At 62.1% G+C, this 23,207-nt stretch carries 30 protein-coding genes; 11 read left to right on the top strand and 19 right to left on the bottom strand.

Annotated features, from left to right (window positions below):
• The first annotated feature begins 232 nt into the window (after nucleotides 1-232).
• Entirely contained in the window at nucleotides 233-685 is a 453-nt protein-coding gene (locus tag FF80_RS14080) for a hypothetical protein (RefSeq protein WP_244445782.1), read from the top strand.
• A gap of 6 nt (nucleotides 686-691) precedes the next feature.
• Here FF80_RS14080 and FF80_RS14075 read toward each other — a convergent pair whose 3' ends face one another.
• Together FF80_RS14075 and gloB are read right to left on the bottom strand one after the other, a co-directional pair.
• Nucleotides 692-955 (bottom strand): hypothetical protein, encoded by a 264-nt coding sequence (locus tag FF80_RS14075; protein WP_035101630.1) that lies wholly within the window; start codon nucleotides 953-955, stop codon nucleotides 692-694.
• A gap of 162 nt (nucleotides 956-1,117) precedes the next feature.
• Complete coding sequence (gloB, locus tag FF80_RS14070; protein ID WP_035101628.1) at nucleotides 1,118-1,885, bottom strand: hydroxyacylglutathione hydrolase; 768 nt, start codon at nucleotides 1,883-1,885, stop codon at nucleotides 1,118-1,120.
• A 103-nt stretch (nucleotides 1,886-1,988) separates the two neighbouring features.
• Between gloB and FF80_RS14065 the strand changes: the two genes are divergently transcribed.
• The 3 genes from FF80_RS14065 to FF80_RS14055 all read left to right on the top strand — a co-directional run bounded on the left by FF80_RS14065 (nucleotide 1,989) and on the right by FF80_RS14055 (nucleotide 4,858).
• Nucleotides 1,989-2,720: a methyltransferase domain-containing protein gene (locus FF80_RS14065; RefSeq protein WP_035101625.1), complete on the top strand. Its 732-nt coding sequence runs from the start codon at nucleotides 1,989-1,991 to the stop codon at nucleotides 2,718-2,720.
• A 69-nt stretch (nucleotides 2,721-2,789) separates the two neighbouring features.
• Complete coding sequence (locus tag FF80_RS14060) at nucleotides 2,790-3,887, top strand: histidinol-phosphate transaminase (RefSeq protein ID WP_035101656.1); 1,098 nt, start codon at nucleotides 2,790-2,792, stop codon at nucleotides 3,885-3,887.
• Nucleotides 3,881-4,858 (top strand): prephenate/arogenate dehydrogenase family protein, encoded by a 978-nt coding sequence (locus FF80_RS14055; protein WP_200877211.1) that lies wholly within the window; start codon nucleotides 3,881-3,883, stop codon nucleotides 4,856-4,858. Before FF80_RS14060 ends, FF80_RS14055 begins: the two co-directional genes overlap by 7 nt.
• Here FF80_RS14055 and FF80_RS14050 read toward each other — a convergent pair.
• The gene (locus tag FF80_RS14050; protein ID WP_035101623.1) at nucleotides 4,855-5,826 is read right to left on the bottom strand and encodes a DUF2125 domain-containing protein; all 972 of its coding nucleotides are present in this window, start codon (nucleotides 5,824-5,826) and stop codon (nucleotides 4,855-4,857) included. The two genes, FF80_RS14055 and FF80_RS14050, sit on opposite strands and share 4 nt — an antisense overlap.
• A gap of 141 nt (nucleotides 5,827-5,967) precedes the next feature.
• Here FF80_RS14050 and FF80_RS14045 point away from each other — a divergent pair, with 141 nt between their 5' ends.
• Nucleotides 5,968-6,528 (top strand): gamma-glutamylcyclotransferase, encoded by a 561-nt coding sequence (locus tag FF80_RS14045; protein WP_052153597.1) that lies wholly within the window; start codon nucleotides 5,968-5,970, stop codon nucleotides 6,526-6,528.
• Between the two features lie 4 nt (nucleotides 6,529-6,532).
• On the opposite strand, the gene FF80_RS14040 is transcribed toward FF80_RS14045, so the two are convergent.
• The 5 genes from FF80_RS14040 to ftsE all read right to left on the bottom strand — a co-directional run bounded on the left by FF80_RS14040 (nucleotide 6,533) and on the right by ftsE (nucleotide 9,976).
• Nucleotides 6,533-6,877, bottom strand: a complete 345-nt coding sequence (locus tag FF80_RS14040; protein WP_035101620.1) for a hypothetical protein — start codon at nucleotides 6,875-6,877, stop codon at nucleotides 6,533-6,535.
• 133 nt (nucleotides 6,878-7,010) lie between these two features.
• Nucleotides 7,011-7,814: a lysophospholipid acyltransferase family protein gene (locus tag FF80_RS14035; protein ID WP_052153596.1), complete on the bottom strand. Its 804-nt coding sequence runs from the start codon at nucleotides 7,812-7,814 to the stop codon at nucleotides 7,011-7,013.
• A gap of 45 nt (nucleotides 7,815-7,859) precedes the next feature.
• Complete coding sequence (locus FF80_RS14030; RefSeq protein WP_035101618.1) at nucleotides 7,860-8,378, bottom strand: YcxB family protein; 519 nt, start codon at nucleotides 8,376-8,378, stop codon at nucleotides 7,860-7,862.
• A gap of 4 nt (nucleotides 8,379-8,382) precedes the next feature.
• Nucleotides 8,383-9,321, bottom strand: coding sequence for an ABC transporter permease (locus FF80_RS14025; protein ID WP_052153595.1), 939 nt, complete (start codon nucleotides 9,319-9,321; stop codon nucleotides 8,383-8,385).
• Nucleotides 9,314-9,976: a cell division ATP-binding protein FtsE gene (gene ftsE / locus FF80_RS14020; RefSeq protein ID WP_035101616.1), complete on the bottom strand. Its 663-nt coding sequence runs from the start codon at nucleotides 9,974-9,976 to the stop codon at nucleotides 9,314-9,316. The genes FF80_RS14025 and ftsE overlap by 8 nt, the downstream gene beginning before the upstream one ends.
• Before the next feature lie 229 nt (nucleotides 9,977-10,205).
• On the opposite strand from ftsE, the gene FF80_RS14015 reads away from it, so the two are divergent.
• Together FF80_RS14015 and FF80_RS14010 are read left to right on the top strand one after the other, a co-directional pair.
• Complete coding sequence (locus FF80_RS14015; RefSeq protein ID WP_035101614.1) at nucleotides 10,206-11,081, top strand: zinc-ribbon domain-containing protein; 876 nt, start codon at nucleotides 10,206-10,208, stop codon at nucleotides 11,079-11,081.
• Nucleotides 11,081-11,491, top strand: coding sequence for a response regulator (locus tag FF80_RS14010; protein ID WP_035101613.1), 411 nt, complete (start codon nucleotides 11,081-11,083; stop codon nucleotides 11,489-11,491). The genes FF80_RS14015 and FF80_RS14010 overlap by 1 nt, the downstream gene beginning before the upstream one ends.
• On the opposite strand, the gene FF80_RS14005 is transcribed toward FF80_RS14010, so the two are convergent.
• The 4 genes from FF80_RS14005 to argH form a co-directional block, all read right to left on the bottom strand.
• Nucleotides 11,492-12,595: a winged helix DNA-binding domain-containing protein gene (locus FF80_RS14005; RefSeq protein WP_052153594.1), complete on the bottom strand. Its 1,104-nt coding sequence runs from the start codon at nucleotides 12,593-12,595 to the stop codon at nucleotides 11,492-11,494.
• Between the two features lie 66 nt (nucleotides 12,596-12,661).
• Complete coding sequence (gene lysA, locus FF80_RS14000; RefSeq protein WP_035101611.1) at nucleotides 12,662-13,921, bottom strand: diaminopimelate decarboxylase; 1,260 nt, start codon at nucleotides 13,919-13,921, stop codon at nucleotides 12,662-12,664.
• 97 nt (nucleotides 13,922-14,018) lie between these two features.
• A complete protein-coding gene (locus FF80_RS13995; protein WP_035101609.1) occupies nucleotides 14,019-14,738 on the bottom strand; it encodes a gamma-glutamylcyclotransferase in 720 nt (239 codons plus the stop codon).
• Nucleotides 14,739-14,788: 50 nt separating this feature from the next.
• Complete coding sequence (gene argH, locus FF80_RS13990; RefSeq protein WP_081917448.1) at nucleotides 14,789-16,237, bottom strand: argininosuccinate lyase; 1,449 nt, start codon at nucleotides 16,235-16,237, stop codon at nucleotides 14,789-14,791.
• Nucleotides 16,238-16,258: 21 nt separating this feature from the next.
• On the opposite strand from argH, the gene FF80_RS13985 reads away from it, so the two are divergent.
• A complete protein-coding gene (locus FF80_RS13985; RefSeq protein ID WP_244445781.1) occupies nucleotides 16,259-16,921 on the top strand; it encodes a TlpA disulfide reductase family protein in 663 nt (220 codons plus the stop codon).
• Here the strand turns inward: FF80_RS13985 and FF80_RS13980 are convergent.
• The 6 genes from FF80_RS13980 to FF80_RS13955 form a co-directional block, all read right to left on the bottom strand.
• A complete protein-coding gene (locus FF80_RS13980) occupies nucleotides 16,918-17,139 on the bottom strand; it encodes a hypothetical protein (RefSeq protein ID WP_035101606.1) in 222 nt (73 codons plus the stop codon). The two genes, FF80_RS13985 and FF80_RS13980, sit on opposite strands and share 4 nt — an antisense overlap.
• A 2-nt stretch (nucleotides 17,140-17,141) precedes the next feature.
• The gene (locus tag FF80_RS13975) at nucleotides 17,142-17,324 is read right to left on the bottom strand and encodes a putative motility protein (RefSeq protein ID WP_035101605.1); all 183 of its coding nucleotides are present in this window, start codon (nucleotides 17,322-17,324) and stop codon (nucleotides 17,142-17,144) included.
• Nucleotides 17,325-17,430: 106 nt separating this feature from the next.
• A complete protein-coding gene (locus FF80_RS13970) occupies nucleotides 17,431-18,114 on the bottom strand; it encodes a rhomboid family intramembrane serine protease (protein WP_035101603.1) in 684 nt (227 codons plus the stop codon).
• A 3-nt stretch (nucleotides 18,115-18,117) separates the two neighbouring features.
• Complete coding sequence (locus FF80_RS13965; protein ID WP_035101600.1) at nucleotides 18,118-18,714, bottom strand: cob(I)yrinic acid a,c-diamide adenosyltransferase; 597 nt, start codon at nucleotides 18,712-18,714, stop codon at nucleotides 18,118-18,120.
• A gap of 2 nt (nucleotides 18,715-18,716) precedes the next feature.
• Nucleotides 18,717-18,914, bottom strand: a complete 198-nt coding sequence (locus FF80_RS13960; RefSeq protein ID WP_035101635.1) for a twin transmembrane helix small protein — start codon at nucleotides 18,912-18,914, stop codon at nucleotides 18,717-18,719.
• A 29-nt stretch (nucleotides 18,915-18,943) separates the two neighbouring features.
• A complete protein-coding gene (locus tag FF80_RS13955) occupies nucleotides 18,944-19,843 on the bottom strand; it encodes a LysR family transcriptional regulator (protein WP_035101597.1) in 900 nt (299 codons plus the stop codon).
• Nucleotides 19,844-19,929: 86 nt separating this feature from the next.
• Here FF80_RS13955 and FF80_RS13950 point away from each other — a divergent pair, with 86 nt between their 5' ends.
• A complete protein-coding gene (locus FF80_RS13950; protein WP_035101595.1) occupies nucleotides 19,930-20,874 on the top strand; it encodes an NAD-dependent epimerase/dehydratase family protein in 945 nt (314 codons plus the stop codon).
• A gap of 47 nt (nucleotides 20,875-20,921) precedes the next feature.
• On the opposite strand, the gene gluQRS is transcribed toward FF80_RS13950, so the two are convergent.
• A complete protein-coding gene (gene gluQRS / locus FF80_RS13945; protein ID WP_035101590.1) occupies nucleotides 20,922-21,797 on the bottom strand; it encodes a tRNA glutamyl-Q(34) synthetase GluQRS in 876 nt (291 codons plus the stop codon).
• Nucleotides 21,798-21,820: 23 nt separating this feature from the next.
• Here gluQRS and FF80_RS13940 point away from each other — a divergent pair, with 23 nt between their 5' ends.
• Nucleotides 21,821-22,471, top strand: a complete 651-nt coding sequence (locus tag FF80_RS13940) for a DNA-3-methyladenine glycosylase (protein WP_052153591.1) — start codon at nucleotides 21,821-21,823, stop codon at nucleotides 22,469-22,471.
• A 185-nt stretch (nucleotides 22,472-22,656) separates the two neighbouring features.
• On the top strand, nucleotides 22,657-23,207 hold a 551-nt coding region (locus FF80_RS13935), incomplete at its 3' end, for a hypothetical protein (RefSeq protein ID WP_152558387.1).

Genomic DNA, 23,207 nt, shown 5'->3' with positions numbered 1-23,207 from the left:
GTTCATCGTCATCACCCGGCTAGTCCGGGTGATCCATCTCTCAGCGCATGCGGAAGCGTGGATTGCCCGGACAAGCCGGGCAATGACGGCGCAACTGAGCTTGGGAGAAGGAGGAGGAAGGCCGACTAAAAACGCAGCGTGTTCTCGGCAGGGTAGCGCCCCGCGTCAACACCCTTCACCTCACCCCCCACCTCTGGCATGGTGCGCGCTCAAAAATCACCGGAGCCGTGCCGTGACCGACAGTGTCTACATTCCCCCCAATGGCCGCCAGCCGGTCCGGCGCGGGCCGTTCATCCCACCGCTGCTGGCGATTTCCTTCGTCCTCTACAATATCGTGGCATTCCTGTTATTCGGCGGCAATCCGGCCGGCTGGACCCTGGGCCTTTTTACCATCCCGATGTTTTCGGGCACGCCGTGGGCAGTGACGGCAGGGGATTTCCTGCTGGTGATCTCGGTCTTCCTGCTGTTCTTTGAAGTGCTGAAATCAACCCGCAGCGCGCAATCGTCAATCCTGGAACACATGCTGTCCATGCTGGTCTTTGTGGCGTTCCTGGTGGAATTCCTCGTTGCCGGGGCAGCGGCCAGCTCGGTCTTCTTCCTGCTGATGGTGATGAGCCTGATCGACGTGGTCGCCGGCTTTACCGTGTCGATCACCAGCGCCGGGCGCGACGTGACGATGGGGTAATCCCCGCTAGGCCAAAAGCGATTTACGATAGCCCGGCGGCATGCGCCGCTGGGTCGCCCGGGCGCGGCTGGCATAGAGGCCGATGGCGCCTTCGAGCGGTGGCCGCTGGCCGGGGCGCTGCAGGCTCAATTGCGCCCGGCCGGTCAGCAGTTGGCTGGCGAAAGCCGCGCCGGTCTGGCTGCGCAGCAGCGAAGGTTTGGGGCCCGCCGGTTCGAGTGCGACCGGCAGTCCCGAGATGTGCGGCCCGATTTCCGTCTCAAAATCAGCCATTTATGCCTCGCCTGTATCAGAGCGGGCCAGAATGTCCCGGAATGGGACGGGTGCTCTGGCGCATTACCCTATAGGAGGCAAACGTTATGCCAGATGCTAACAGTCTGTTAACCTATTGCAGCGCGAAAGCGGTGGATTATGTACCGGATGCTAGCGCAAACCTCAGAAATTGTCCTTGCCCTTGCGCAGGGCGGCGAACACTTCGGCGGGCGCCGCACCCTCCAATCCATAATAGGCGGCAATCACGGGATCGTCCGCCCGCAGGAACGGATTGGCGGCCTTTTCGGTTCCCAGGCTCACCGGAATCGTCGCCTTGCCGGCCTGCCGCAGCGCCTTGACCTCCTCGGCCCGCACCTGCAGCGCCTTGTTGTCGGGGTCGACCGACAGGGCAAAGCGGGCATTGCTCTCGGTATATTCGTGGCCGCAATAGATCAGCGTATCGTCGGGGAACTCGCGTAACGCCTTGATTCCGTTCCACATTGGCTCGGGCGTGCCCTCGAACATCCGCCCCACGCCGAGCGAAAACAGCGCGTCGGCGGTAAAGAGATGCTTGCCCGCCTTGTCGTGGAAAACGATATGACCCAGCGTGTGACCGGGCGCGGCGTAGACATCGAACACCGTCTCGCCCAGCTGAATCTGGTCACCCGCCTCCGCCAGTTCATCCAGCCCGGCAATCTTGTCGGCCTCGGCCTTGGGACCAACCACCCGAACGCCATATTCCGCCTTGAGCTCGGGAATGGCCTCGACATGGTCGATATGGTGGTGGGTGATGAAAATATCGCTGAGCGCCCAACCCCGGTAGAGCAAGGCGTTCTTGATGGCTGCGGTTTCCGGAGCATCAATGGCGGCAGTGCGGCCGGTGGCGGTGTCGTGCACCAGATAGCCGAAATTGTCGCTGCGCGCCGCAAAGACGTCGACGATCAAACCCATGAAACTGCTCCTTGATTAGATTATTGCCCGAAAGCTAGGTGCGCGCACCTGACATAGCAATCACCCATTAGACAAGTTCATCGCACTGCGGCAAAGTCGGACCATGACCAGCGATGTCACCCGCCTGATTGGCTATTACAAATCTCCCCTGGGCCGGATTTCGCGCACACTGGTGCGCGAACAGGTGCTGGGCCTGGCCGGCGATGTATCAGGTCTGCGGGTGCTGGGGCTGGGCTTTGCCACGCCCTATATGCGCTTTGCCCTGGGGAGTGCAGAGCGGGTGCTGGCCTTTATGCCGGCCCGGCAAGGGGCCTCGGCCTGGCCGCGCGAGGGTCCGTCCCATACCGTTTTGTGCGACCCACTCGAAATGCCGCTGACCGATGCTTCGATCGATCTGACCATTGCCGTGCATATGCTCGAGCATGTGTCGGACGATGAGGAATTGATGCGCGAATTGTGGCGGGTGACGGCGCCCAATGGACATATGATTCTGGTCGTGCCGCGGCGGCGCGGCATCTGGGCGCAGCGCGACAATACCCCGTTCGGCTCGGGCAACCCCTATTCGGGCGGGCAGCTGGAAAAGCTGCTGCGCGACCATAGCTTCGTGCCGGTGGCCTGGCGGGATGGGCTGTTCCTGCCGCCGTTCCAGTCTTCGCTGGTGCTGAAGTCGACGCGCTTTTTCGAAGGCGTCGGGCGATTGTTCGGACCGGCGATGAGCGGCGTCATCTGCGTGCGGGCGCGCAAGGAGGCGTTTCCCGCCGTGCCCCGCCGCAAGCGCGAGGAGCGCCTGGTGCGTGTGCCGGGGCTAAGCGCCGCCACAGCGCGCCAAGGCTAGTGCTTTCCTTTGCCATAGCGCGCCAGTTTGACTATGGTCCGCGCGGTTTTGACCCCGATAAGCAGCACCATGTCCGACGACCTTCGCCCAACGCCGCAGCCCGGCATTCTCGACATTTCGCCCTATGTGCCCGGCAAGTCCGGCGCGCCAGGCAGCAAGGTCGTTAAGCTCTCGTCCAATGAATCCCCGCTGGGGGCCAGTCCCAAGGCAATTGAGGCGTTCCGTTCGGTCGCGGATCATCTCGAAATCTATCCCGAGGGATCCTCCAAAATCCTGCGCATAGCGCTGGGCGAGGTGCATGGCATCGATCCCGAGCGCATCGTCTGCGGCAATGGCTCGGACGATCTGCTGCACCTGCTCGGGCAATGCTATCTGGGCGAGGGCGATGAGGCGCTGATGAACCAATATGGTTTTTCGGTCTATCCCATCATTACCAGGGCGAAGGGCGGCACTATCGTCAAGGTTGAGGCGACCAATTACACGGCCAATGTCGATGCGCTGCTGGCCGCGGTGACGCCACGCACCAAGATCGTCTGGCTGGATAATCCGAACAATCCGACCGGCACCTATCTCAGCGACGCCGAAGTGCGGCGGCTGCATGCCGGGTTGCGCCCGGATATCCTTCTCGTCATCGACAGTGCCTATGCCGAATATGTGACGGCGGCAGATTATTCGGTGGGGCTCGAACTGGTCGGCGAGGCCAGCAATGTGGTCATGGTGCGCACTTTCTCCAAGATGGGGCTGGCGGCGGCTCGCATTGGCTGGATGGTGGGCCCGGCCCATGTGGTAGACGTCATCAACCGCATTCGTGGACCCTTCAACGTCAATTTGCCGGCGCAGCTGGCCGGCGCGGCGGCGACGCGCGATGTCGAATTCACTGCCCGGCTCAATGCGCATAATGCCAAGTGGCGTGACTGGCTGGTGAGCGAGCTGGATGGCAATTACATGCATGTCGTGCCCAGCCAGGCCAATTTCGTCATGGTGCTGTTTCCCGATGCCGAGCACGCCGCGCTGGCCTTCGAGACACTGATGCAGCGCGGGTTGATCGTGCGGGAGATCGGGACGTCCTATGGCATTCCACACGGCTTGCGCATTTCCATCGGCAGCGAACAGGCCATGATTGGCGTTGCCGGCATTCTCAAGTCATTGGTGAAAACCGCATCATGAGCGTCAAATTCCGCAAACTCGCGCTGATCGGCATTGGCCTGATCGGCTCCTCCATCGCGCTGGCCGCCCGCCGGCAGGGCCTCGCCGAAGTGATCGCCATTTCTACCCGCAAGAGCGAGACGCTGGAGGAGGCCCGCGCTCTTAATCTGGGCGATATTTACACGCTGGACGCAGCGGAAGCGGTGCGCGGCGCGGACCTGGTGATCCTCTGCGCGCCGGTGGGTGCCTATGAGGCGATTGCCCGGACAATTGCGCCGGCGCTGGAGCCGGGCGCCATCCTGTCCGATGTCGGGTCGGTCAAGGCGCATGTGGTCAAGGTGGTGGGTCCGCATGTGCCCGCCGGCGTGAGCTTTATTCCCGGCCACCCCATTGCGGGCACCGAGCATTCGGGGCCGTCGGCGGGCTTTGCCGAACTGTTTGCCGGGCGCTGGTGTATTCTGACGCCGCAGCCCGATGTGCCGCCGGCACAGACCGAAAAGCTCGTGGCTTTCTGGGAAGGCATGGGCAGCGATGTCGAAATCATGGAAGCGGGGCACCATGATATGGTGCTGGCCATTACCAGCCATATTCCGCATCTGATCGCTTACAATATCGTCGGTACGGCGGATGACCTCGAAACGGTCACCAAGTCGGAAGTCATCAAGTTTTCGGCGGGCGGGTTCCGCGACTTTACCCGTATCGCGGCGTCCGATCCGGTGATGTGGCGCGATGTGTTTCTGACCAATCGCGAAGCGGTGCTGGAAATGCTGGGCCGGTTTCTCGAAGACCTTTCCGTGTTGCAGCGGGCAGTCGATAGCGGGGATGGTCCGGCGCTGGAGTCGATTTTCACCCGCACCCGTGCCATCCGCCGCTCGATCATCTCGGCAGGGCAGGAAACGGCCGCAGCCGATTTCGGCCGGCCGCATGAGGCGCCACCGGCGCCCGCTGCGCCGGTATTTGTGCGCGAGCATGGCGGCGGTGACGACGCCTAGTAGAGCGGCGGGATGGCGGCTATCGGCACGAGGCCCGAATAGATGCCGCCGGCGCGGAAATTGAGCTGGTTGGTATAAGTGCCGTCGGCGCCGGGCGTGCCGAGTACCAGGGTGCGCCAGGGTTCCGCGAGCAAGGGGCCGATGCGTTCGGCGACGCCAGTGGATTTGATATCGATCTGGCCCTCGACCTGACCGGCATCATCGAGCTTGAGGTCGCCGCTGGCGTCGAGCGTGGATGCGGCGTCGCTGCCGCGCAGGGAAACCAGCTTGAGCTGCCCCCCCGCTTGCTGCCAGAGCGTGAGCAGCAGCGGATCACCCCAATTGCGGATATCGTCGGGCAAACCGTTCAGTTCGAGTTCGAGTTCGGCATTGGTGCCGGTCAGCGTCAAGCCGGGATAGGCCAGGTTCTGGGCATGGATATAACCGGCAAGCGCGGCAAGACGGCGTTCAGTGTCATGCTGCTCGGGAATGTCGAGCAGATGGGCCTCGATCAGCGGGCTTTGTGCCAGAATACTATTGCCCAAAAGCGTATCGGACCAGACCATGTCCTTGCCGATGATGGAGAGCCGGGCAATGCGCCAGTCATCAATGCGGATGCTGGCTTCGAGGCCGGACCAGGCCAATGTATTGCGCAGGCCGGTAAAGGCGTCGGTGATGCTGGCGGGGCCAAGGGCGGAGGCCAGCAGATGGGTGGGGCGATAGACCATGACGCTGGCGCGAATGCCGGGGATTTCGGTCAACAGGTCTCCGCTGGCGATTTTCGCGTCGGTGCAATCGACATCGAAGCGGAACGGGAAGCCGCCGACATCGAGCGTGCCGCAAGTGAGGCGTGGGCTGGTAATGCCATCGGCCTGGGCCTGGGCCTCGATATTTTGCCGGACCAGGCCGGCCAGGATCAGCCAGGCGGCGCTCCAGGCGAGAACGACAAACAGCACGACACTGCCGAGAATGATGATTCGCTTCTTCATGGGAGCACTCTTATCCTCGGCAGCGCGGGGGCTAAAGCGGTTCAGCATGGGTAAATCCGGGTCGACCTATAATTGCATGGCAACTAGATGCGGTGGGCCGTTGCCGCAATCGCGCAGCTTTACTAGGATTCTGATGTGGATATGACACTGAGCGCACATTCGAGCCTGGCGGGAACCCATTGGGTGTTCGGCTATGGCTCGCTGATCTGGAACCCCGGCTTTGCCCATGTTAGCGCGCAGCAAGGTCTGCTGCGGGGCGCGCATCGCTCGCTGTCGATCATTTCAACCCATCACAGGGGCACGGCGGAGCGGCCGGGCCTGGTATTTGGGCTGGCGCGGGGCGGGGCCTGCCGGGGCATGGTGTTTGAGGTGGCGGACGCCGATTGGGCGGCGGTGCGGGCATATCTGGAAGAGCGCGAGCAGGTCACCTCGGTCTATCGTGACGTGACGCGCCCGGTGCGGCTTGCCGATGGGCGGATGGTCCGCGCCTTGGTCTTTGTGGTCGATGAGACCCATGAGCAATTTGCCGGGCGGCTGTCACTGGAGCAGCAATTGGCCATGGTGCAGGCCGGGGTGGGGCTATCGGGCCGCAATGTGGACTATGTGATCAATACGGCGCGCCATCTCGAGGTGCTGGGCATCCGGGACCGGCAGTTGATGGCGCTGGTAGACATGCTCGAAGCAGGCGCCGAAGCGGCCTAAGACTTCAGGCCGCTTGAGCGTCGGCCATGGGTTCGGCGCCTTCGAGGTCCCAGATGGTGCTGAGGCGTTCGGAATCGGCGGCCGGGGAGACGAGGCGGAAGACCCGGTCAGCGCAGTCGAGCGCCAGGCGGAAACGGGTGCGGCTCATCGGGTCACCCACGAGATCGGCAGTCGAGCCGACCCAAAGCACGTGGCTACCCTTGGCGATGACGTAAAGCTCGGCTTCGCCCATGGCGAAATGTTCGAGATTTTCGCTGACAAGGTCATAGGCGCGGCCCGAACGGCCCTGCCAATTGGTCCCACGGCTAAAACCGTGTGTCACAATCCTGCCCTCAACCATGCCAGCCATTGCCGTGTCCCCTGTTCAGTAGAACAAGAACAAAATTAGAACAAAATGCCGCAGCTGTCAAGCCGACATCCATATCATGCCTACATCTATGTATATGACAGTAGATTCTGTCAACATATAGTGATGTTGGCCGTCAGGAGCGCGAGGCCTTGAGAGCGTCGATCCTGCCGAGCAGATCGGTGTCCAGGGGACGCGAGAGGCCCTTTTCGACCGTGGCGAGAATCAGGTCAGTCGATTCGGATTCGATGGCTTTTTTGAGTCGGGCCGAAAAAACGTCCGGCGGCAGACCCGGCTCGATGGCGGGCAGGAATTTGGCTTCGGCCATACCCGGCCAGATGACCAGGCTATTGCGGCCCCAGAACAGGCCGGAATTGAGCGCTACCGGCACGACAGGCACGCCCAGTTCGCCATACATGCGCACAATGCCCTGCCGGTAATCGGCCGGGGCGAGCGGAGCCTTGCGGGTGCCTTCGGGGAAAATGACGATACGGCAGCCGCGATCGATGGCGGTATGGGCCTGTTTCATCATTTGGGGAATGGCATCGGCACCGCGGCGCCGATCGACGGCGATGCAATCGAGCGAGCGGGCAGCCCAACCGAAAAACGGCAGGTTCATCAACTCCTGCTTGATGATATAGGCGGGGCGGCCGGTATAGGGGAAGACGGCGAAGACATCCCAATCGGACTGATGCTTGCTGGCGATGATGCAGCCGCCAGGCGGGATATTCTCGGCGCCGGTGACGACGGTGCGCACCCCGGTCAGCACGCGCAGCAGCCATACATTGGAGCGGCACCAATATTTGGCTAGCGTCCAGGCAAGATTGGTGCGGCGGCGGGTGAGCAGCCACAGCAGGCCGATGATGATGGCGATAATGGCGGTCTGGCCAATGAAGACCAGATAGAAAAATGCCGTACGGATCGCCTGGATGAATTTCAAATCGGACCTCTCTGACGCAAGGGGTGGCCAGCTTCCGCAGCGTTCTTAATGGGCAATGCCGCTGCTGGCGAGATATTCCCGCAATTGTACAAGCTGATCGGCACTGAGGAGCCGCTTGGGCAGCATGCGATAGATGCGCGGGCCTTCAAAGAGCAGGATGATCTTATCGTTTTCGAGCCAGGAATGCAGGTGCGCCCAGGGCACCAGGTTCTCCCCATATTCCGAGCTAAAACTTAGCCCTTCAGGCGACCAGCTATAATCGACGGGCGCGCGGAGAGTTTTTTGCGCGGCAAAGGCCTGGCGGGCAGCGCGAGGGCCCTGGATCAGCGTTATGCCCACGATGATGCAGATGGGCAGCACGGCTATCAGGATGATGATCCCGATAAAGGGAATGGTGCCCGCCCCGTCGGTGCCTAGAGAAATCGCAATCAGAGCGATGAGCAGGAACAGCCACATCGCGCCAAAGCGCAGCAGGGTGGAGCGGCGCAGCAGGAACGAGGTGCCATAGAGCCGTTGAGCCGCGACTGCATCGTCTTCAGTAAGGGCGACGGTGACAGGGTGCATGGCGCTAGGAGGTCTCGCTGAGATAGCGGCGCACCGTCATGCGCGAGGTGATGGCGGTGAGGGCCGCAATGACGGGGATGACGGCGACAATGCCGATCAGTCCGTCGATACCAAGGGCAAAGCGGCCGAACAGCACGCCCATCTGTGCGCCGGCCTCGCTGGATAGCACATTGCCGGCCGCCGTGCTGATGACGGCGAAGAAGAGCAGCGTCGCAGCGGCGCCCAGCAGCCCGCCTTGCAGGCCGATGGAGAGGAAGCGGCCCTGGAATTCGCCGGCAATGAAGCGGTTGGAGGCTCCGATATAGTGCAGCACGTCGACGATTTCGCGATTGCTGGCCATGGCGCCACGGGTGGCGAAGATGATTGCGAGGACGGTCGCGACCCCGATCAAGGCCAGTACCATCAGGCCTGAAAGCACGATGGTCCCCGCCATGGTGTTGAGCTGTTGCCGCCAGGCGGCGTGGGTATCCAGGCTCGCGCCCTCAATCGCCTGAAGATTGCGGGTAAGGCCCTCGATATCGGCATCGACTGGATCGGCCAGTTGCACGACGACAAGGCGAGGAATTTCGATAGCGGTGAGGTCAAGCCCAGCGCCCAGCCAGGGCTCGAGCAGCTGCTGGCTTTCCTCGATGGTCAGCGCGCGGGCGGAAGCGACGCCGGGCGTGGTCTGAGCCAGGGAGACCGCAGTGCGCAGGTTGGACTCCATCACCTCGCCTTCGACGGGGCGGATCTGGATGGTGAGTTCGCGTCCGACATCGGAGGACCAGGCAATGGCCGATTTTTGCACCAGCACCACGCCGCCCAAGGTGACGGCGGAGAGGAAGCTCATAATGGTGATCATGAGCAGCAGGGTGCGGCCGGCGACGCTTTTTTCCGGCACGATGGGGGCGGCGCCACGGCGGCGGCGCAGCAGGGCAAAGATCTTGGCGGCGCGCTCAATCATGGATCACCAGTTCGCCCTTACTGAGCAACATGCGGGGATAGGAGAATTTATCGAGCAGCGGCAATTCGTGGGTGGCCAGAATGATCGTGGTGCCCAGCGTGCGGTTGAGCTCGGCAAACAGATGGACCAGCCGGCTTGAGAGTTCAGGGTCGACATTGCCGGTGGGCTCGTCCGCCAGCAGCACTTTGGGCCGGGCGATGACGGCGCGGGCAATGGCGGCGCGCTGCTTTTCGCCGCCCGAAAGCAGGGACGGCAGGGCATTCATGCGTTCGCCCAGCCCCACCCATTCGAGCAGCTCGGTGACATTGGGGCGGTATTCGCTTTCGGCCTGACCCAGCACGCGCAGCGGCAGGGCGACATTTTCAAAGGTTGTCAGGTGATCGAGCAGGCGAAATTCCTGGAATACGATGCCGATATGGCGGCGCATCTGCAACAGGCGGTCCTGGCTCAGGTCGCTCACATCCTCGCCGAACATGGTGACCTTGCCGCGTGAAGGCTTGAGCGAGAGCAATAGCAGGCGCAGCAGAGAGGTCTTGCCGGCGCCCGAGGGGCCGGTGAGGAAATGGAACGAGCCGGGCTCGATCGAAAAGGTCAGGTCCCGCAAGATTTCGGGACCATTGCCATAGCGCAGTCCCACATCGGAAAACTCGATCAAAAAGCAGGCTCCCCACTTGTCCGCCGGCCGGTACGCCCAGGGGCGAATCAGCCATGGTGCGCATCATAACAAAGGCGGGCCCCCGATGCGGCTGGTGTGAGCCATTGCCCGCAGGAAACGGCACAATTGTGGTGTTTTGCCGGTTCCGTCGCGTGGTTTGAGGAGTTTTAACCCCATCGGCTTAGGTTCGGCGGGGCGCATTTGTGTTTTACCCTCATTGTCTGGCCCGATGATCATCACCTGTCCCCATTGCCAGACCAAGTATCAGGTGACCTACGAGGCCATTGGCTCGGCGGGTCGCAAGGTGCAATGCGCCTATTGCCAGCGCGCCTGGCAGCAGGAGCCGGTGCGACCCCAGGCTCCGCCGGAGCCGGCCGACCAATTGTTCGAAGCCATGGCCGAGGATGGGCTGGATGAGGCGCTGGTGGCCGAGGAAATGGCCGTAGCGGCCGAGCTGGCGCAGCGGCTTGCGGCTGAGCAGGCGCAAGAGACAAAACGGGCCGGCGAGCTCGACCCGGCGGTTATTCGCAAGCGGCAGAAGGCCTTCTTGCAGCGGCAGAGCGCGCTGTTCGCGCATTTGCCCCTGGCACGGCTGCGGCGGGCGGCGCGGGTGGGCGGCGCGCTTATTCTGTGCGGCTTGATTGGTCTGTTCTATTTCGGTCGCGTGCCACTGGTCGAGCGCATCCCCTCGCTGGCCGGCGTCTATGCGGCGCTGGGCATGGGCGTTAATGTGGTGGGGCTGGACTTCTCCAATATCACTGCGCAGCGCGCGCTGCGCGATGGCAAGGACGTGCTGATCGTTTCGGCGCAGTTGGTGGGGCTACAGCCTGATCCAGTGGCGGTGCCGCCCGTTGTGGTGACACTGCTCGATCCGGCCGGCGCGGCTATTTACGAGTGGAGCGTCACCCCATCGGTGCGCGATCTGATGGCGGGTGAGCGCTCGAGTTTTGATACTCAATTGGCCTTGCCGCCTGGCGAGGCCGCGCGCATGCGGCTGAGCTTTGCGACAACGGTAGGCAATATGGCGCCACGCCAGACAACACCTCTATCGGGCAATGCCGGGCCATCTGCGCCCCAGGCCCCCATTTCTCCGGAGCATCCCTGATGGCCCGCATTCTTGTTGCTGAAGACGATCCGTCTGTGCGCGCCTTTGTGGTCAGTGCATTGACCATGAAGGGCCACGAGGTGGTGGCCGAGGAAGATGGGGGATTGGCCGCCGAAACGGCCGACGAAGAACAGGGGCGGTTCGATCTGCTGCTATCCGACATCAAGATGCCGATCATGGATGGCATTGCGCTGGCGCTGCATGTGGCGGCGAAATATCCCCAGATGATCATCGTGCTGATGACCGGCTTTGCCGATCAGCGCGAGCGGGCGCATGGGCTGGATGCCTTGATCTACGACGTCATCGTCAAGCCGTTCACGCTGGCGGACCTGCTGGCCAAGATCGATGACGCCCTGGTGGGCAAGCCGGTCGAAGTGGTGTCGCTGGGCCGGCGGGCGCTGGAGCAGTAATCAGCCGACAAGCGGGCGCCATTCGACCGCTACCTTTGCCAGACCATCGGCGAGGAAAGCACCCATGGCGTGGGCTTCGGCCTCGATATCCGTCTTTTCAGTTTTACTCAGCTTGCGGAACGGGGCGAGGTCGAGCGTGAGGCTATCTTTAGTCCGGTTTACGGTCCAATTGCCGGCGATGAAACCATCCACTGTAAAGGTCGCGATATAGCCATTGACGACCACCATGCGCTCCTTTGCGTGCGGCGGTTGCAGGCGGGAGCGGTCGGCGAAACCCAGAAAGACATTGTCATAGTCGGGCAGGAAACGAACCGGTGCCGGCATGTCCGGCGGCGGACGCGGAGCGTGGGGAAGATCATAGAGGACACGGCCGTCCTCGCCGCAGAATTCCACCAATTGTTCGCGCACGGCGTCGAAAGCGACGGCAAGGCGGGTAAGGCCGCACCAGGTCTGCATGTCCTTGACGCTGGCGGGGCCGTAGGCGGCCAGATAGCGCAAGACCAGCTCGGGCAGGGGGATGGGGTCGGAGAGGCCCTGGCCGATCCATTTTTCGATGCGCGTCAGCAGTGGCGCGCCGCCATGGCCCCAGATTCGGGTGGGCGGAATCTGGATCAGCGTTTCGGCGCCTTGCACGACTTGGGCCAGCACGAGGGGATCGCTATCGGGAAAATGTTCGCGCAGGCGCCGGCCGAGTTCGCCTGAAGTCATGGGCGCTTCGTCGATTATGGCGGCGCCCTGGCGGTTGACCGCCAGCCGGTCCGCATTGATGGCGCGCGATTTGGCGACCGAGCTGAAGGTGCGGTCCAGTACCGGCTGCATGAGCGGGCGAATGCTGCGTATATCCGGCACGGTATGCAGATGCAGCGTGGTGCGCATGGTGGTGGCGCGGAGCAGGGTCTTGTTAGTGATGAGCTCGGTCAATGCGCCATGGGTGAAGCCGGCAATGCGGTTCCACAGCGCAATATAGGGCGTGTTGGTGGTTTGCGCCTGCAGGCCCAGGAGGAACGCGACCGCGTCGGGGATGGCGATATCGGCGCGTTCCAGCATCCATTGCCGGGCGAGCGTGGCGCGGTTGAGCTGGCGGTCGGACAGTGTTTCGGGCATGGCCATCTCCTCCTTAAGCAAGAGGACTACGCCCGAAACGATCTGACAAGGGGTGTCAGCAGGCGTTCACAGCCAGTCGGGGACGCTGTCCAGCGCGATCAGTTCATCGAGCGATTTGCGGGGTCGGATGACATGGAAGCGGTCACCATCGACCAGCACTTCGGGGATCAAAGCGCGCGAATTATAGGTCGAGGCCATCACTGCGCCATAGGCGCCGGCGCTCATAACGGCGAGCAGATCGCCCTCCTTTACGCCGGGCATGGTGCGGGCCTTAGCGAGATAGTCACCCGTTTCGCAGACCGGGCCGACAATATCGGCGGTGATGGGGGCAAGGTTGGAGTGGTTGACCGGCTCGATATCGTGATGGGCTTCGTACAGTGTGGGGCGGATCAGATCGTTCATGGCCGCATCGACAATGACAAAATTGGTGCCGCCTTCCTTCACATATTCGACCTTGGTGACCAGGATGCCCGCATTGCCGACCAGCAGGCGCCCAGGCTCGATGACGAGGGTCACACCCAATTGGCCGATCTTGTCGCGCACCACAGCGGCATAGGCTTCCGGGTGGGGTGGGGCGGTCTCTTCATGGGTATAGGGGATGCCCAGGCCGCCGCCCACGTCCACATGCTCGATGTCATGACCATCGGCGCGCAGGGCCTTGACCAGTTCGGCCATCAGACCAAAGGCATTGCCGAAGGGCTCAAGATCGGTGATCTGGCTGCCGATATGCATATCGACGCCGACTGCGACCACTTTGGGCAGTTCGGCAATGCGGCGATAGACTTCGAGCGCGCGAGCATAGGGAATGCCGAACTTGTTCTCGGCCTTGCCGGTGGAAATCTTGGCATGGGTACGCGCGTCCACATCGGGATTGATGCGGACGGAAACGCGGGCGGTCTTGCCCATGTCGGCCGCGACCATAGAGAGGCGTTCGAGTTCGGGCTCGCTCTCGACATTGAAGCACTTGATGCCCGCTTCAAGGCCGCGGCGCATTTCGGCGATGGTCTTGGCGACGCCGGAAAAGACGATCATGTCGGGCTTGATACCCGCGGCCAGAGCGCGTTCGAGCTCGCCCAGCGAAACCACGTCGGCGCCGGCGCCTTCGGACGCCATCAGCTTGAGTACGGCCTGGTTGGAATTGGCCTTCATGGCATAGGCCAGAAGCGTCGGGATGCCTTCGAACGCTGACTTCACCACCCGCACATGGCGGCGCAGGGTGGCCGATGAATAGACGTAAAACGGCGTACCGACCTTTTCAGCCAGCGCGTTCAGATTGACGTCCTCGGCAAAAAGGGTGCCGTCGCGATGTTCGAAATGGTGGACCATTTTAGTTCCCGGTCGTCCCGCATCCACAAGGACGCGGTGGGTGTTGCCCGTCTGGCGACGACCTCTACGGCACCGCTTGGAAAAACGAAAGCAAGACTTATCGATTCACCGCATAAGCGGCTTCGATCCGCTCGGCGACCAGGTTTTGCAGCTGCCAGAGATGGGGGTCATGAATGCCCATATCTTCCAGATGCCGCACGGTGGCGAAGAGATATTCAGCCATGGAGCCGCGATTGCCGACCGCCTTGGCCAGCACATCGGCAATGGCCTCGACGGTGAGGCCGGAAATGTAGCGCCCCGAATGGCGGTCGATGCAGAAGGTGATGGCGCGGATGGTGCGCTCGCCGCTTTGCACATTGACCCAGCGCGGGGGAAAGGCGGAGGGCAGCCAGCCCATTTCGCGTTCGAGCAGTTTGGTCAGGTTTTCGTCGATCCGGTCGGCCGGCAGGCGATAGAGTACGCCCTTGCAGGCGCCGCCGCGATCGAGCGCCAGCATGAGCCCGGGATTTTCGTCGCTGCCGCGGAAGCGGTTGTTCCAGCCCAAGCAAAAGGCGCGATGCCAGCCGCGGACCACGCCGGTGCGCATTTCGACGAAGTCGCAGGCCGGTTTCCAGATCAGCGAGCCATAGGCGAAGAACCAGACCTCGCCGGTATGGGGCTCGGTGCCCAGCAACTCATTGATCGTGGCGTTGTAGTCATCCGTCGTTGCTGCCCGCATCCCTTCTGGAGGTGGGGGCATTTCGTCGGAAAGCGAAGCGTGTTGCACAAGGGCGACATGACGCTCGGAGAGGCGCATCTGTCGGATTTTGGCTCGCATCGCTCCGTCCAAATCAGTTCAACGCCGATATGGTGGGGCCAGCAGCGGGGTTATTCAACCCCGCCATCGCCATGCCCGCCATGCTTTTTCTTTTGCAACGGCTTGGGGTCGTGCGGCTCACCGGTGAGAATGGTCTTCCAGCGAGCGGCCTGGATCAGCACATTGGCGGGGGCCGTGCCGCCATAGGACTGGCGAGCGGCAACCGAGGCCTCGACCGTCAGCACCTTGTGGATGCGGCTATCGATGCGCTGGTCGATGAATTTGAAGTCCTCGATGGTGAGGCCTTCGAGCCCGCAATTCTTCTGTTCGGCCAGGGCGACGATCTGCCCGGTAATGTGATGGGCGTCGCGGAAGGGGATATTGAGCTCGCGCACCAGCCAATCGGCAATGTCGGTGGCGGTGGAAAAGCCCGCAGCGGCGGAGACGCGCATGCGTTCGCGATTGGGCACCATGTCGCCCACCATGCCGGTCATCGCGGCAAGAGACAGAGAGAGAGCATCGAGGGCGTCGAAGGCCACTTCCTTGTCTTCCTGCATGTCTTTGGAATAGGCCAGCGGCAGGCCTTTCATGACGACGAGCAGCGAAGTCAACGCGCCCAGGATGCGACCGATCTTGGCGCGGACCAACTCGGCAGCGTCCGGATTGCGCTTTTGCGGCATGATCGAGGAGCCGGTGGTGAATTTGTCGGAGAGGCGCACGAAGCCGAATTGCGCCGAACTCCAGATCACCATTTCCTCCGCAAAGCGGCTGAGATGCATGGCGCAGATCGAGGCGGCAGCCAGTGTTTCAAGGATGAAGTCGCGGTCGGAAACGGCGTCGAGCGAATTGGCGGTGGGGCGATCAAAGCCCAGCTGTTCGGCAGTCCGTTCGCGATTGATCGGATAGGGCGTGCCGGCCAGCGCGGCCGAGCCGAGCGGGCTTTCGTTCAAACGCTTGCGGGCATCGAGCAGGCGGCCGGCATCGCGGCCCAGCATTTCGACATAGGCGAGCAGGTGATGGCCGAAAGTCACCGGCTGGGCGCTTTGCAGATGGGTGAAGCCGGGCATGATGGTCTGGGCTTCGTCTTCGGCCTTGGTCACCAGCGCGAGCTGCAGGGTGTGCACCTGGACGACCAGAGTATCGATGGTGTCGCGGACATAGAGTTTGAAATCGGTCGCCACCTGATCGTTGCGCGAGCGGGCGGTGTGCAGGCGCCCGGCGGCGTCGCCGATCTTTTCGCGTAGGCGCGATTCGACATTCATGTGAATGTCTTCGAGTGTACGCGAGAACGTGAAGCTGCCGCTCTCGATTTCCGCCAGCACCTCATTTAGACCGGCCACGATGGCGTCGCGATCTTCCTGCGTCAGAATGCCCGTCTCGGCGAGCATTGTGGCATGGGCGATTGATCCGGCAATATCCTGGCGGAAGAGGCGCTGATCGAAGCCGATCGAAGCGTTGATTTCTTCCATGATGGCGTCGGGGCCAGTGGCGAACCGGCCGCCCCACATCTTGTTGCTCATCGCTGGTTTCCTGGAGATTGCATGTCTGACAATAGCGCACCCCACCAACCAGCACCAAACCGCTCGCGGCTGTTCATCACGCTGGCTGTGGCGGGAGTGGCCGTAGCTATAGCGGCGTGGACCTATCTCGGCAATGCTGCCGGCGCCAAGGAATGTCCGGTACAGGCAGAGGCCGCCGCAACCATCGACAATGCTGCCAAGGGCGAGCTGGCGGCGCTGATGGGGAGCGGGGAAGGGCGGGGCTACAAGAGTATGGCGTTCAAGGACGCTGGCGGCAAGGACATGAGCATTGCCGACTTTTCCGGCAAGGCGCTGCTGGTCAATTTCTGGGCGAGCTGGTGCGTGCCGTGCCGCGAGGAAATGCCGGCGCTCGACGCGATTGCTACCAAGTACAATTCGGACGCCTTCATGGTGCTGCCGATTAATCTCGATATCGGGGAAGGCGGGCTGGAAAAGGCCAAGGGGTTCCTGGACGAAAACCAGTTCAAGAACCTGCCGCTCTATGCCGATAGCAGCTTTGCTGCCTTTGAGCGTCTCAAGCGCGAAGCGGTGGCGGTGGGCCTGCCGGTGACGCTGGTGCTGGATGAAAATGGCTGCGAGCTGGCCGTGCTACAGGGGCCGGCGGAATGGAATTCGGCCGATGGCGAAGCGGTCGTCGAGGCGCTGGTAGGGCTTAAGAGCTAGATCAGCCGATCAACCACGGCGCCCGAATTGATCACGGGCGCCTTTGCGTCTGCTTGGGGATTGAGCAAGGCGGCCTTGGCCTGTTCTTCGGCGGCAGCGATGCGCAATTGTGCGGTGAGTTCGGCGACCTTGGCGAGCTGGGCCACAGCAGGCGTTGCACTGCGATCAACGATGCGGTTGATCATGGCCGGCGGGCTGGTTCCGATGGAATTGCTCATGGTCAGGCCTGCTTATCTATCTTGAGTCCCTGGCCAGGCGGCGGGGCGGCGGGCGCGGATTGCAGCAGGGTATTGAGCAGGGTCGCTTCCAGGTCGTGGGTTTTCTTGAGCACGGCCATCTGCACGGAACCGCGCGTTGCCGCAGTCCGCATGGTCACCATTTGCATGGCGAGATCGGTATCCATGGAGCGCCCCTTCTGGGTCAATGAAGCCTTAGACTAGCGCTGAGGCGGTAAACAAAGGCTTGGAATATTGTGGCGATTTGGTGAATTGCACCGAGTCCGGCCTGGGCTAACGGCCGCCCCAGAACACGACTTCGCGCCGTTTGAGACCCGCCGCCAGTATGACACCAGTGGCAAAGCCGCCCAGATGGGCCCACCAGGCCACGGATTCGGTCGAGCCGATCACCACATAGAAGAACTGCGTAGCCACCCAGAAACCCAGCATCCAGAAAGCCGGCACGGGCAAGGGAATGGGAATGATAATGCGCGCGAGCACGAAAACACGGGCATGGGGGAAGAGCAGGATATAGGCGCCCATGACGCCGGCCACCGCGCCCGAGGCACCGATCAGGGGGCCATTGGCGTCGAGGTTGAAGGCCATATGGGCCAGAGCCGCGCAGATGGCGCAGATCAGATAGAAGGCCAGGAACCGGACATGGCCCATGGCGTCTTCGATATTGTCGCCGAAAATCCACAGGAACAGCATGTTGCTGAGCAGATGCAGCCAATCGGCATGCAGGAACGCATAAGTGATCAGCGTCGCCCAATCGGGCAGCCAGGGCACGGGCTGGGGATAAAGATTGCGCACGACGATGGGGATCATGCCGAAATCGATGGTGGCCTGATCAAAGCCTGCCGGCGGTAGCACCGACTGGAGCAGGAAGCAGAGGGTGGTCAGCGCCATCAGCCCATAGGTCACATAGGCAAACCGTACATGCCTGATCGGGTTGGTGTCATGCAGCGGCAGGAACATGGATCAGCCGCCTTTCGCCACGTCACCGTGATTGCCCGGCACCCAGAGCACGTCCTTGGCACCATTGGCATTGGCGACGCGCGCCAGCACGAATAACAGATCGGAAAGGCGGTTGAGATAGCGCACGGCTTCGGGATTGGTATCGGGCTCGGCCGCCGCCAATTGCACGGTCAGGCGCTCGGCGCGGCGGGTCACGGTGCGCGCAATGTGCAGCGCTGAGGCAAGCGGGGTGCCGCCGGGCAGCACGAAGCTCTTGAGCGGGGTAATATCGGCGTTGAAATGATCGATCTGCTTTTCCAGCCACTCGGTTTGTACTGCGCGGACCCGCAGGCTTGGATATTCCGCCGCCGGATCATCGGCGCCGGGGGTCGCCAGGTCCGAGCCGACATCGAAAAGATCGTTCTGCACACGGGAGAGCAGCATATCGATCTTGGGCATGGAATTGGTTTGCAGGCGCGCATGGCCGATAAAGGCATTGGCCTCGTCCACTGTGCCATAGGCTTCGACGCGGAGGTCGAATTTGGGGCGACGGGGGCCGCGGACCAGGCCCGTCGTGCCGTCATCGCCGGTCTTGGTATAGATGCGGTTGAGCTTGACCATGGCTAGCCCCGACCGCCAAAGAAGTAGAGTGCGCCCAGCAACAGCACGAGCGCCACGGCCTGGCCGATGACGCGCAGACGCATCAGCTTCTGGCTGGTATTGCCCGGACCGCCCTTGAGCATATTCCACAGACCCATGCCCAGCACGACGACGACGAAGAGCAGGGCGAGCGCGATGGCGATATTGAGAAGGGTTTCCATGAAGTCCTGCATGCTTTGGGCTCGCTGCCCTACGAATCCGTATGACCGATATATCTCGTTAGCCCCTCGGCCAGCGCATCATAGATGGCACGAATCCGGTGGCTGGTGAACAATTCCCTGTGGGTGGTGAGCCAGACTTCGAGCGGGGGAATGGCGAGATCGATCGGCAGGGCCACCATGCCGGGCGTTTGAGCCACCAGGCCCGCCTGGGCAAAGCCCACGCCCAGGCCTGCACGCAGCAATTGCCAAAGCTGGGTCTGGCTGTCCGAGCGCAGCAGGAAATGCTCGCGCTTGAGCGGGAAGCCGAGCTTTTGCGCGTGGGCTATGATGAGGTCGGACCGGTCCAGTCCGATAAGATCGTGATCGTAGAGATCGGCCTGGGTTTTCGGGGTGCCACGCCGATCCAGATAATCCTGATGGGCGACCGGAACCATGGGGATTTCGCCGAGCTTTTTGGTGACGAGGTCGAGTTGGTTGGGCCGGAACATGCGGATGGCGATATCGGCTTCGCGCAGCAGCAGGTTCTCGGCCGAATCAGTGGGAGCGAGTTCGAGCGCGATGGCTGGATAGCGTTGGCGGATGGCGACCAGCAGATCGGGCAGCACGTAATTTGACACCATCGTGCTGGCGGTGATGCGGACGGTGCCGCCGAATTCGGCCTGGGCGCCCTCTGCCAGGATCGCGGCCTGGGCCAATGAGGCTTGTGCGGCGGCCACCGGCTCATAGATGCGCAGAGCCGCCACATTGGGCTTGAGGCCGCTCAGGGTGCGCTCGAACAGCGACAGGCCCAGATCATATTCGAGCGTTTCGATATGGCGGCCGACCGTGGGTTGGCTGATGCCCAGTTCGCGCGCCGCGGCCGAAAGCGAGCCATTGGCGACGACGGCGGAAAAGCTCCGCCACAAGGCCCAGTCGGGTTCTCTATTCATTTATGAATGGCGATCCGAAGATAATGGCGGATTTGTCGACGATAGTGAATGGACGATGTTGTGTCCACCGGCAAAGGAGATGCAGAATGAACACGGCAAAAATTACGGTCTTGGGCATTAACGGCCATATCGGCCATCACGCGGCCAAGGCGTTTCGTGACTCGGGCTACAGCGTCACCGGCTTTGGCCGGAGCAATCGGATGCCAATTGAGGGCGTCACCTTCGTCAAGGGCGATGCGGGCAATGTCGGTGAGATCGCGGCCTCTATTGCCGATGCCGATATTGTGGTGAATGCGCTCAATCTGCCCTATGCAGAATGGGACAGGGGCCGCGCCGAGGCACAACTTGCTACCGTGATTGCCGCGATGGGCGATAGCGGCAAGACCATGATGTTTCCGGGCAATGTCTATAATTACGCCGCGACCGACCGGCATATGACACCGGACCTGGCGCAGCATCCGCAGACGCCGCGTGGCGCCATCCGGGTGCGGCAGGAGGCCATGCTGGCGGCAGCGTCCAGGGCCGGCAAGTTCCAGACCATCATCATCCGGGCCGGGGATTTCTACGCGCCGGGCAATGTTGGCGATTGGTTCGATCAGGCCATGCTGATGGATGCCAAAAAGGGCAAGGTCCATCATATGGCCGATCTGGATGTGGGCCATGCCTGGGCCTACCTGCCTGATCTGGGGCGGGCCTTTGTGGCGGTGGCAGAGCAGCGGCAGAGCCTTGGTGCGTTCGAGACGTTCCACTTTGCCGGGCATTTTGAGACGCATGGCGCCATGCTGGCGGCCATTCAGGCGGCGGCGCCGGTTCCGCTCAAGGCTTCGCAACTGCCCTGGATTGTGCTGCAGGCCATGGGACTGGCGATGCCGATGATGCGGGAAATCGTCAAGATGCGCTATCTTTGGAACAATCCGATGGAGCTGGTCGATCCCCGGCTGGATGCCATTCTGGGCAAGGATTTCGGCACGCCCTTTGCGGAAGCCGTAGCGGCTTGCGTCGCGCCATTCTTCGCGCAAAAGGCGGCTTGAGGGAATTGTCCAGCAGACCTCATGGCGAGCTTGTCGAAGGATGAGGTCTACTGGGAAAAGGCGGCCTGGAAGCCCAATTCCCCGCGGATATCCTGGGCCGTCCGGCCGGCGTCGCGCAGGCTCGCCAAGGTAGGCGAGCCTTTTGATTTGCTGAGCTTTCTGCCCTCGGCGTCGAGCAGAAGCCGATGGAAATTGTAGATGGGCGAGGGCAGGCCGAGCAGGAATTGCAGCAGGACATGGAAATCGGTCGCCGCCTCCATGTCGCGGCCGCGGGTGACGTGGGTGATGCCCTGGGCGGCATCGTCCACGACGACGCTGAGATGATAGCTGGTGGGCGTGCCCTTGCGCTGCAGCACCACATCGCCCCAGCGCTCGGGCCTTGCATAGCGCACTTGCGGGCGGTCGGTGACGAGCGGGCCGACGATTGTAAAGGTCAGCATGCCCGTCCGGGCTGTGGCTTTTTCGGTGTCGAGGCGGAATTGTACGGGATCGCCGCGTCGCAGGCGCTCGATCTGTTCGCCTCGATGCAGATGCCTGCAGGTGCCGGGATAGAGCGGGGCGCCATCGGGATCGGTGCCCTTGGCCCTGGCGGCGATATCGCTGCGCGAGCAGAAGCAGGGATAGAGCAGATCGGCATCGCGCAGGCGATTGGCGGCGTCGGCATAGATGGGGAAGCGTTCGGACTGGACCATGACGGGCTCGGGCCAGTCCAGGCCCAGCCAGTGCAGGTCATCGATGATGGCCTGGGCAAATTCGGGTTTACAGCGCTCGGGGTCGGTGTCCTCCATGCGCAGCAGGGCCGTGCCGCCCAGCAGCGCTGCCGCCTGCCAGGTATAGAGCGCGGAAAAGGCATGGCCGAGATGCAGCCGGCCATTGGGGCTGGGGGCAAAACGCAGGATGGGTTTGGACGATGGCGAAGACATTGCAGCTTGTGTACAGCAGACAAATGTCTTCGTCACCGCGCATTGACAATGTTGAATCTATCGCCGCCCATCTCGACATGCTGGTCGGGATTGACCCGCGGCTGGCTGCCATCAGGGTGGTGACCGGCGCGGTTCATCCTCGCATCGATGTGGCTGGCTTTGCCGGGATTTCGCGTATTGTCTGCGGGCAATTGCTGTCCGTGGCGAGCGCCGCCGCTATCTGGGAGCGCTATGTCAAGGTCGAGGGAGCGCTCGACCCGGCGGGCTTTCTGAGCCTTGATGAGGCTGCGATCCGCGCCGTCGGTTTTTCGGGCGGCAAGTATCGCACGGTGCGCGCGATTGCCGAAGCCATGGCGTCGGGCACGCTGGATTTCGATCATCTCGAAACCCTGCCGGCTGACGCGGCGGTGAGCTATCTGACGGCCCATAAGGGGATCGGCCCTTGGACGGCGCAGGTCTATCTGATGTTCTGTGCCGGCCATCCCGACATCTTTCCGGCCGGGGATCTGGCGCTGCGCAAGGCGGCGCAGGATGGCTTGGGGCTTGATCGCCTGCCCGAAATAGCGGAACTGGCCAATCTTGCACGGAATTGGGCGCCGCACCGATCTGCGGCAGCACTGTTGCTTTGGCGATATTATGCGGTTTGCCGGAACCGTGAAGGCGTTCTGGGCTGATTGCGGAACCGGAATAGCAAAGCCAGTTGATGGCCTGATACAGTTATGCCTCATTGCCGGCTGAACTTGTGCCGATGCCGTCGTAAAATCGATGCTGGGCCTTTTCGTCTTGCCATAATGGCATCGACATGGATGATATAGCAGTGCGGCAAACTACAGCGTCGATGGGCGCGGGTGGTTGCAAAATGGCTGAGACTTCTCCGCAGGATCTGACCGATCTGTCGAGCTACCTCTATGGTGCGGTGTTCGACGACACGATGTGGGCCAAGGCTGCCGAAGTGTTGCGCCGCGCCACCAATAGTCAGCATGCGGCGCTGGGTTTCTTCGATTATCAGACGCGACAGCAATCCATGCTGCATGGCGATTGCGCGCCCGAGTTCGAACATAGCTACCGCGACCTGTTGGATATCAATCCATTGGCTCGCCCCATGCAGATGATGGCACTGGGCACCGCGCTGGTGGATCAACAGGTGGTGGCCCATGATGATTTCGAGCGGTCTGCCTTTTTTGATCTGTGGATGCGGCCACAGCAGATGCATAGCGCCATGATGCACAAGATCAGCACGCGCAGCGGCATCAGTGGTTATCTCGCGCTTACGCGCGGGGGCAAGGCTGACAAGTATGAGCGGCGCGATCTGCAGGTGATCAATGAAACCGGTCCGACACTGGCACATGCCCTCAACCTGCGCGTGCAGTTCGGCAGCCGCATTATGGAGCAGACGGGGCAGAAACTGGG

Origin of the sequence: Devosia sp. LC5, from assembly GCF_000735585.1 — a bacterium.
Taxonomy (GTDB): Bacteria; Pseudomonadota; Alphaproteobacteria; order Rhizobiales; family Devosiaceae; genus Devosia.
The sequence above is the reverse complement of the archived record's forward strand: the minus strand, read 5'-3'. Positions and strand labels throughout refer to the sequence as shown.

Coding starts and splice junctions, on each gene's coding strand:
- FF80_RS13955 (WP_035101597.1), bottom strand. CDS start 19,843: ATGAATAGAGAACCCGACTGGGCCTTGTGGCGGAGCTTTTCCGCCGTC.
- FF80_RS13975 (WP_035101605.1), bottom strand. CDS start 17,324: ATGGATACCGATCTCGCCATGCAAATGGTGACCATGCGGACTGCGGCA.
- FF80_RS14075 (WP_035101630.1), bottom strand. CDS start 955: ATGGCTGATTTTGAGACGGAAATCGGGCCGCACATCTCGGGACTGCCG.
- FF80_RS14010 (WP_035101613.1), top strand. CDS start 11,081: ATGGCCCGCATTCTTGTTGCTGAAGACGATCCGTCTGTGCGCGCCTTT.
- FF80_RS14005 (WP_052153594.1), bottom strand. CDS start 12,595: ATGCCCGAAACACTGTCCGACCGCCAGCTCAACCGCGCCACGCTCGCC.
- FF80_RS14060 (WP_035101656.1), top strand. CDS start 2,790: ATGTCCGACGACCTTCGCCCAACGCCGCAGCCCGGCATTCTCGACATT.
- gloB (WP_035101628.1), bottom strand. CDS start 1,885: ATGGGTTTGATCGTCGACGTCTTTGCGGCGCGCAGCGACAATTTCGGC.
- FF80_RS14030 (WP_035101618.1), bottom strand. CDS start 8,378: ATGCACCCTGTCACCGTCGCCCTTACTGAAGACGATGCAGTCGCGGCT.
- FF80_RS14065 (WP_035101625.1), top strand. CDS start 1,989: ATGACCAGCGATGTCACCCGCCTGATTGGCTATTACAAATCTCCCCTG.
- FF80_RS13950 (WP_035101595.1), top strand. CDS start 19,930: ATGAACACGGCAAAAATTACGGTCTTGGGCATTAACGGCCATATCGGC.
- FF80_RS13985 (WP_244445781.1), top strand. CDS start 16,259: ATGTCTGACAATAGCGCACCCCACCAACCAGCACCAAACCGCTCGCGG.
- FF80_RS14045 (WP_052153597.1), top strand. CDS start 5,968: ATGACACTGAGCGCACATTCGAGCCTGGCGGGAACCCATTGGGTGTTC.
- argH (WP_081917448.1), bottom strand. CDS start 16,237: ATGAGCAACAAGATGTGGGGCGGCCGGTTCGCCACTGGCCCCGACGCC.
- gluQRS (WP_035101590.1), bottom strand. CDS start 21,797: ATGTCTTCGCCATCGTCCAAACCCATCCTGCGTTTTGCCCCCAGCCCC.
- FF80_RS13940 (WP_052153591.1), top strand. CDS start 21,821: ATGTCTTCGTCACCGCGCATTGACAATGTTGAATCTATCGCCGCCCAT.
- FF80_RS14015 (WP_035101614.1), top strand. CDS start 10,206: ATGATCATCACCTGTCCCCATTGCCAGACCAAGTATCAGGTGACCTAC.
- FF80_RS14050 (WP_035101623.1), bottom strand. CDS start 5,826: ATGAAGAAGCGAATCATCATTCTCGGCAGTGTCGTGCTGTTTGTCGTT.
- FF80_RS13965 (WP_035101600.1), bottom strand. CDS start 18,714: ATGGTCAAGCTCAACCGCATCTATACCAAGACCGGCGATGACGGCACG.
- lysA (WP_035101611.1), bottom strand. CDS start 13,921: ATGGTCCACCATTTCGAACATCGCGACGGCACCCTTTTTGCCGAGGAC.
- FF80_RS13970 (WP_035101603.1), bottom strand. CDS start 18,114: ATGTTCCTGCCGCTGCATGACACCAACCCGATCAGGCATGTACGGTTT.
- FF80_RS13960 (WP_035101635.1), bottom strand. CDS start 18,914: ATGGAAACCCTTCTCAATATCGCCATCGCGCTCGCCCTGCTCTTCGTC.
- FF80_RS14040 (WP_035101620.1), bottom strand. CDS start 6,877: ATGGCTGGCATGGTTGAGGGCAGGATTGTGACACACGGTTTTAGCCGT.
- FF80_RS14025 (WP_052153595.1), bottom strand. CDS start 9,321: ATGATTGAGCGCGCCGCCAAGATCTTTGCCCTGCTGCGCCGCCGCCGT.
- FF80_RS13995 (WP_035101609.1), bottom strand. CDS start 14,738: ATGCGAGCCAAAATCCGACAGATGCGCCTCTCCGAGCGTCATGTCGCC.
- FF80_RS13980 (WP_035101606.1), bottom strand. CDS start 17,139: ATGAGCAATTCCATCGGAACCAGCCCGCCGGCCATGATCAACCGCATC.